Annotated in this window: 6 protein-coding genes; 1 reads left to right on the top strand and 5 read right to left on the bottom strand. The window is 44.9% G+C overall.

The window, feature by feature from the left end:
• The coding region (locus ABZB17_RS17395; RefSeq protein ID WP_372651991.1) for a hypothetical protein at positions 1 to 228 on the top strand (228 nt) is incomplete at its 5' end.
• 875 nt (positions 229 to 1103) lie between these two features.
• Here the strand turns inward: ABZB17_RS17395 and ABZB17_RS17390 are convergent.
• The 5 genes from ABZB17_RS17390 to ABZB17_RS17370 all read right to left on the bottom strand — a co-directional run.
• Positions 1104 to 2423, bottom strand: a complete 1320-nt coding sequence (locus ABZB17_RS17390; RefSeq protein WP_372651989.1) for a citrate (Si)-synthase — start codon at positions 2421 to 2423, stop codon at positions 1104 to 1106.
• A gap of 25 nt (positions 2424 to 2448) precedes the next feature.
• Positions 2449 to 3714 carry an NADP-dependent isocitrate dehydrogenase gene (icd, locus tag ABZB17_RS17385; RefSeq protein ID WP_372651988.1) on the bottom strand — a complete coding sequence of 422 codons (1266 nt, stop codon included), beginning with the start codon at positions 3712 to 3714 and terminating at the stop codon, positions 2449 to 2451.
• A gap of 66 nt (positions 3715 to 3780) precedes the next feature.
• Positions 3781 to 4164, bottom strand: a complete 384-nt coding sequence (locus ABZB17_RS17380; RefSeq protein ID WP_372651987.1) for a GxxExxY protein — start codon at positions 4162 to 4164, stop codon at positions 3781 to 3783.
• A gap of 73 nt (positions 4165 to 4237) precedes the next feature.
• Complete coding sequence (locus tag ABZB17_RS17375; RefSeq protein ID WP_372651985.1) at positions 4238 to 5464, bottom strand: isocitrate dehydrogenase (NADP(+)); 1227 nt, start codon at positions 5462 to 5464, stop codon at positions 4238 to 4240.
• 299 nt (positions 5465 to 5763) lie between these two features.
• Positions 5764 to 8014 (bottom strand): aconitate hydratase (locus tag ABZB17_RS17370; RefSeq protein WP_372651983.1); only part of this gene is annotated, 2251 nt, incomplete at its 5' end.

Below are 8014 nucleotides of genomic sequence, written 5' to 3'. Positions count from 1 at the left end.
TTGCGTAATGCACAGTCGGCCGAAAAGCAGGCTTTTGATGCCGAAAACAAAGATGTGCTGGATATGCTGCCAGAAATCGACGAATTGATACGTGATATTTACGATGAGGTAGAATTTTACTACCGCAAAGAAACACCCCCCAACCGCCGAAAACTAGCACGCGAGTGGGGTGTGAGCTATGTATCGAGGCCGGGCGAAGAACCCGAGGATGAGGTGGTGGAAGAGTGATTCCGCCGCTATACCACTAAAACGAAAGGCTGTTCCGGAGGGCAGTCTTTTGTTTTTTGGTCCCCATGCCTATCGGTAACATATCGTTGCCCTTACGAACAACGCTTTACTGTTGCGGACCGATGGCCCTGTTTTGTCACAGGGGCAAAGCCCCGGCACTTAATAGCATCATCCGTAAGGGTTATGATTCAAATTTTCACAGGAATAGAATGTAAAATATTCAATATTCAATCAGAAATTTCAAATGAAAAGAATTGTTGTAATACCGATTTAACAACAAAATGTCGCATACTTTCACTTCGTTCAGTCTCCTCCTTTGTTGTATTATCGGCATTAACCATTGTAAACTTTCTTTTTGCCATGCGGCAAAATAAAGTACAATTGGTATAAATTCAATATTGTAAATTCAATATTGATCATTTAATTCATGTGTCCATTTTCTTTCCCCCCTGGCGAAGAGCCTGTCCCGATCGAAACATAGGGACATCTCCTTTTAAAAAAGTGAGGACGCGGCTGCTTGTCCCCCTTGGCGAAGGGGGAACAAAAGGGGGATTGTTTTTGCATAATGAATCCTCCGACTCCTGTGGAGCCACCTCCTTTAAAAAAGGAGGACGAGCAACAAGAGGCAGGGCACCTACAAATCCTCCGGTTTTTTTGGGCTTGCTTTTTTTACATAGGAATTTTTCATTAAAACGGTTGAAATTGAGTCCGAATGTAGGATTTGCAAAATAAATTGGATTGTAAGTTATGTTGGTAGTACATCCCTCCGCTCGCGCCAATTTCCAATCGGAGTGCAATTAGTAAGCAGCAAATCAAACTTCATAAACAAAAAAGCCGGTAAAACCGGCTTTCGTAATATCATCTTGTTGCAAGTATTAGCAATCTGATCCTTTTCCTTCAGCTTGTTCTTTAAACCAGCTAAGCGGGTGCGAAGTTGGGCGCTCGATCGGCATACCGTAAATACGGTCGTTTATCAACGATGCCAGTACTCCCAATGCACGCGATACTCCAAACATTACGGTGTAGAAGGTGTATTCCTTAATTCCGTAGTGATACAGCAACGAACCACTGTAAGCATCAACGTTTGGCCATGGGTTTTTAATTTTTCCAACCGAACCCAGAATTGGAGGAACAACGCGGTACAACTGGTTGGCCAGGTTCACCATTTTGTCGTCTTTAATGTACTTGTTGGCAAATTCCTGTTGTGCGGTAAAACGTGGGTCGGTTTTACGCAATACAGCGTGTCCGTATCCCGGAATTACGCGGCCGCTTTCCAGTGTATGTTTACAGTATTCAGCCACCTGCTCGTCGGTAGGTGTATCGGTATCCAGTTCTTCAATCATTTCGAAAATCCAGAAAATAACATCCTGGTTTGCCAGTCCGTGCAATGGTCCGGCCAAACCGGTCATTGCTGCAGCATAGCAGTAGTACGGATTACTTAGTGCAGTACCTACCAGGTGTGCGGTGTGTGCCGATACGTTTCCACCTTCGTGGTCGGCGTGAATGATCATGTACAAACGGAACAAACGACGAACTTCTTCCGAGTCGTGCCCCATCATGTGCGCCAGGTTACCTGCCCAGTCTAAACGTGGATTTGGTTCAATGTGGTCGCTGTTAAAGAACTGGCGACGGTAGATATAAGCTGCAATACGCGGTAAACGTGCAATCAGGTTCATTACGTCTTCGTAAGTGGCATCCCAGAAATATTTTTTGTTTACACCGGCACGGTATGCTTTCTGGAAAGACGACTCGGTTGCCATTGAAAGGATCGCAGCGCTGAACTGTGTCATTGGTTTCGATGTTTTTGGCATCGCATCAATTACGTCGAAAGTATGCTGTGGTACGTGTGCACGTGTTGCCAGGTCTCTCGACAGGTTCAGTGCATCTTCCTGCGACGGGATCTCGCCGATAAGCATCAGGTAAAGCAGTCCTTCAGGGATTGGCTCGCCATCGGGATTTATTTTTGGCAGTTTCTCGCGCAATTCAGGAATTGAATAACCTTTAAAACGGATTCCCTCTTCGGGATCGAGTTTTGAAGTGTCGGTAACCAGCAAAGGGATACCTTTCATTCCGGTTAATACTTGCCCGAGGGTTACTTGTCCGAGTACCACATCGGCATGTTCACTTTTGAGTCTTTGGAACTCCTTAGCGCACTTATTCGCTTTCTGGTAAAATCTGTACTTAATGTATTCCATCTGTTATTGGTATTGATTTATTTAATTAATGCATATTTCGGATTATGGCATCGGCAAATTCAGAAGTCGACAGCAGTGTAGCTCCTTCCATTTGCGCATGCAGATCGCTGGTTACTTTACGTTTTGCAAATACGTGTTCCATTGCATCGTAAACGTGCTCAGCTGCCAGATTCCATCCCATATATTCCAACATCATAACCGCCGACAGGATCAGTGATCCCGGGTTGGCTTTACCGGTTCCGGCAATATTTGGCGCTGTTCCGTGGGTAGCCTCAAAAATGGCATAACCACTTTGGTAGTTGATATTTGCTCCCGGCGAAATGCCGATTCCACCTACCATTGCTGCCAGCTGATCCGACACGTAATCGCCGTTCAGGTTCATGGTAGCAATTACCGAGTGATCCCATGGGTGCAACAACGACTCCTGCAAAAAGGCATCGGTAATACAATCTTTTACGATCACTTTTCCGGCTTTTCGGGCTTCGTCGAGTGCTTTTTTTGCATCCAGTTCGCCTTTGTCCTTTTTCAGGGTTTCATATTGTCGCCAGGTAAAAGTCTGTTCGGCAAATTCCGTTTCTGCCAGGTCGTAACTCCAGTTTTTAAAGGCCCCCTCGGTAAATTTCATAATGTTTCCTTTATGAACGATGGTAACCGATGGCAACTGGCGATTGATGGCGTACTCGATAGCGGCTTTTGTTAAGCGTTCCGATCCGTCTTTTGAAATGGGTTTTACACCAAACGACGACGACTCGGGAAAACGAATCTTATCGACACCCATTTCGTTAATCAGAAAATCGCGAAACTTCTTCGTCTCTTCTTCGCCCATCATGTATTCGATACCGGCATAAATGTCTTCGGTGTTTTCGCGGAAAATGTGCATGTCCACCATCGACGGGTAACGAATAGGCGAGGGCACACCTTTAAACCATCGCACCGGGCGTACACAAACGTACAAATCGAGCGTTTGGCGCAAGGCCACGTTCAACGAACGTATTCCGCCACCAACGGGTGTTTGCAGCGGGCCTTTAATACCGATAAGGTATTCCTTAAAAGCTTCGATGGTTTCGTCGGGCAGGTAACTTCCGGTTTCGTGGTAGGCTTTTTCGCCGGCCAGCACTTCTTTCCATGTAATCTTTTTGGTGTCGCCGTAGGCTTTAGCCACAGCAGCGTCGATTACACGTTGCGAAGGCAGGCTGATATCCTTTCCGATTCCGTCGCCCTCAATAAAAGGAATGATCGGATAATCCGGCACTACCAACTTCCCGTTAATTATTTTGGTTTTTTCTGTCATATCACTAATATTTCTCGCAGAGTAATTTTTTTTTGTTTCACGCAGATTACGCGGATTTTCACAGATTTATAAGTTGTTAGCAACTCGTTGTATTGAGTTTGAAATGTTTTCGGTGTTGAAATTTACCAATATGCCTAATCTTTTGTTAGCCAACTTGAGGTATGAATTTGTCTGTTTAAAATACAGTTTCTTCATGGTTTCAACCGATTTAACTTCAATTATTACTTTGTTTTCAACTAATATATCAATACGATATCCTTTTTCAAGTTTGTTCCCTTTATAGTTTATCGGGAGATCAACCTGCGTATTTACATCGTAACCCATTTCACGCAGTTCGTAAGCTAAAGCAGACTCATAAACCGATTCCAAAAGCCCCGGTCCAAGCGCATTATAAACCTCAAAAATTGCTCCTCTGATGTCATAAGATATTTGATTTTCACTAATCTCCATTCCTATATTTTCCAGGTTCCGAAATATTTTCGGTTTTTATCTGCGTAAATCAGCGCAATCTGCGTGAACTATTCTAATTCAACTTTGCCTGTAAATTTTCGTCCAGCGCTTCCAAAAACTGCTCAGTAGTTAAATAATGCACTTCCTGAAGTTCTTTACCGTGAATGATCATGGCCAGGTCTTTGGTCATTTTGCCCGATTCTACGGTTTTAATACAAACTTGTTCCAGCGCATGCGCAAAATCAATTAGTTCCTGGTTTTCGTCCAGTTTTCCACGGAAAGCCAAACCTCGTGTCCATGCAAAAATTGATGCAATCGGATTCGTTGATGTTGGTTTTCCTTGCTGGTGCTGACGGAAGTGGCGTGTTACCGTTCCGTGAGCGGCTTCGGCTTCCATGGTTTTCCCGTCGGGAGTAACCAGTGTTGATGTCATTAATCCCAGCGAACCAAAACCTTGTGCTACGGTATCGCTTTGTACATCGCCATCGTAGTTTTTACAAGCCCAAACAAATCCGCCTTCCCACTTCAGGGCTGCGGCTACCATATCGTCGATCAAACGGTGTTCGTACCAAATTCCTTTGGCTTCGAATTTTTCGCGGTAATCGTTTTCGTAAACCATCTGGAAAAGGTCTTTAAATCGACCATCATAGGCTTTTAAGATAGTATTTTTTGTTGACATATACAGCGGCCAACCTTTGTCTAGCGCTTGATTCATACATGAATGGGCAAACCCGATAATCGATTCATCGGTGTTGTACATGGCCATGGCCAGTCCGTTTCCTTCGAAATCGAAAACCTCGTGCGAAATAGGTTCGCTGCCGTCTTCAGGTGTAAAAGTGATGGTTAACTTACCTTTTCCTTTGGTAAGGAAATCGGTAGCACGGTACTGATCCCCAAAAGCGTGACGACCGATGCAAATTGGCATTTTCCAACCCGGTACCAAACGCGGAATGTTCGAAATCATGATTGGCTCGCGGAAAACCGTTCCGCCCAAAATGTTACGGATAGTGCCGTTTGGCGACTTCCACATTTTTTTCAGGCCGAATTCTTCCACACGAACTTCATCGGGAGTGATGGTGGCACATTTTACACCAACACCATATTTCTGTATGGCATGGGCTGCGTCTATTGTAATTTGGTCGTCGGTGGCATCGCGGCTTTCCATTCCCAAATCGTAATATTTCAAATCAATATCAAGATAGGGAAGAATGAGTTTTTGTTTGATGAAATCCCAAATTACCCGGGTCATTTCATCACCGTCGAGCTCGACAACCGGATTTTGTACTTTGATTTTTTGCATGGTCCTAATTAATTAATTTACTGGTTATAATTATTTTATGTATCGTTATTTGATGCTCTCAGTATGCGGCGAATAGTTGGCCTAACTCTTTGTTTTACTGTACCGGATTCGCCTTTGTTTATGTTTTGTAATCAGCCCCCGGGCTGAAGCCCGGGGTTAATCATATTTTATACTCAATTGTGATGATCATTGAAATAGGAAAATTCAAGGCGTGAACTAATTTGAATACCGGAGCTTACTTTCGTAAGTGAGGATTTCAAATTTGTGAAACAACGCCGAAGTTTTCATTTCAATGCTTATCACGCATTTTGTTGTTTGATAAGATTCAATGCTGATCCGGCTTTAAACCATTCAATCTGTTGCGCATTGTAAGTGTGGTTCAGTTTAATGGCATCTTTTGAACCATCAGCGTGAACGAGCTCAACAGTAAGTGCTTTGTCCGGTGCAAAATCTACCAGGTCAACAAAGTTGAATACATCGTCTTCCTGTACCAGGTCGTAATCGTTTTCGTTCGCGAAGGTCAATCCTAACATTCCCTGTTTTTTCAGGTTGGTTTCGTGGATACGTGCAAACGATTTAACGATAACGGCTTTTACACCCAAATGACGAGGTTCCATGGCAGCATGCTCGCGCGACGATCCTTCACCGTAGTTATGATCGCCAACCACAACCGTTGGAATTCCTTCGGCTTTGTACTGGCGCTGAACGGTAGGAACTGCATCGTATTCGCCGGTAAGCTGATTTTTCACTTTGTTGGTTTCGCCATTAAACGCGTTAACTGCACCAATCAGCATGTTATTCGATATATTGTCAAGGTGACCACGGAAACGTAACCACGGTCCGGCCATTGAAATGTGGTCGGTGGTACATTTTCCTTCGGCTTTAATCAGCAGTTTGGCACCGGTGATATTCTGTCCGTCCCATTTTTCGAAAGGAGATAAAAGCTGCAAACGATTAGAGTCGTCAGCCACATTTATCACAACGTTTGAACCGTCTGCTGCCGGAGCCTGGAATCCCGGATCTTTAACATCAAAACCTTTGCCCGGAAGTTCTTCGCCTGTTGGCAGGTCGAGTTTTACTTGTTCGCCGTTTTTGTTGGTCAGGGTATCGGTAGCCGGATTAAAATCCAAACGACCGGCAATGGCCAGCGCTGTTACCAGTTCGGGCGATGTTACAAATGCGTGGGTATTCGGGTTGCCGTCGGCACGTTTCGAGAAGTTACGGTTGAACGAGTGCACAATCGTGTTCTTTTCTCCCTTTTCCGCTCCGGGGCGCGCCCACTGTCCGATACATGGTCCGCAGGCATTGGCAAATACTTTTCCGCCAATTTTCTCGAAAGTATCGATAAATCCATCGCGTTCGATGGTGTAACGCACCTGCTCCGATCCTGGCGTAATGGTGAATTCTGCCTGGGTAACCAAACCTTTTTCTTCGGCTTGTTTGGCAATCGACGCAGCACGCGAAATATCTTCGTATGATGAGTTGGTACAGCTACCGATCAATCCTACAGAAACTTCCATTGGCCAACCGTTGGCTTCGGCTTCGGCTTTCATTTTCGAAATAGGAGTGGCACGGTCAGGGGTAAATGGCCCGTTTACGTGTGGCTCCAGTTCCGAAAGGTTGATCTCAATTATCTCGTCGTAATACTTTTCTGGATTTGCATATACTTCGGCATCGGCATCAAGGTGTTCTTTAACCCCGTTGGCCAGTTCGGCTACTTCTGCACGACCTGTAGCGCGTAAATAACGCTCCATACTTTGGTCGTAAGCAAAAATACTTGTGGTAGCACCCACTTCGGCACCCATGTTACAAATGGTTCCTTTACCGGTTGCTGAAAGCGATTTTGCACCTTCGCCAAAATATTCGATAATGGCTCCGGTTCCACCTTTAACGGTAAGAATTCCGGCCACTTTAAGAATAACATCTTTTGGAGCCGCCCAGCCACTCAATTTCCCGGTGAGTTTTACACCGATCATTTTTGGCATTTTCAACTCCCAGGCCATTCCTGCCATTACATCAACAGCGTCGGCACCACCAACTCCAATGGCAACCATTCCGAGTCCACCCGCGTTAACGGTGTGCGAGTCAGTTCCGATCATCATTCCGCCCGGGAATGCATAGTTTTCCAAAACCACCTGGTGAATAATCCCTGCTCCCGGTTTCCAGAAACCTATTCCGTATTTATTGGAAACAGACTCCAGGAAATCAAAAACTTCCTTGTTAGCGGTTTTTGAAACGGAGAGGTCGGTTTTTCCTTCTACCTGCGCCTGAATTAAGTGGTCGCAATGCACGGTTGACGGAACTGCGGTACGTTTTTTTCCTGAGTTAATAAATTGAAGCAATGCCATCTGCGCAGTAGCGTCCTGCATGGCTACACGGTCGGGAGCAAAATCAACATAATCTGCTCCACGTTTAAAGGCAGCTAATTCCTGCGCTGCAAACAGGTGAGAATAAAGAATTTTTTCTGCGTACGTCATTGGCTTATTCAGAATGCCTTTGGCTTGTTTCACCTTCTCGGGGAGTTCTGAATACACTTTTTTTACTAGGTCT

This window comes from Draconibacterium sp., from assembly GCF_041583095.1.
In the GTDB taxonomy this organism is placed as follows: Bacteria; Bacteroidota; Bacteroidia; order Bacteroidales; family Prolixibacteraceae; genus Draconibacterium.
The sequence above is the reverse complement of the archived record's forward strand: the minus strand, read 5'-3'. Positions and strand labels throughout refer to the sequence as shown.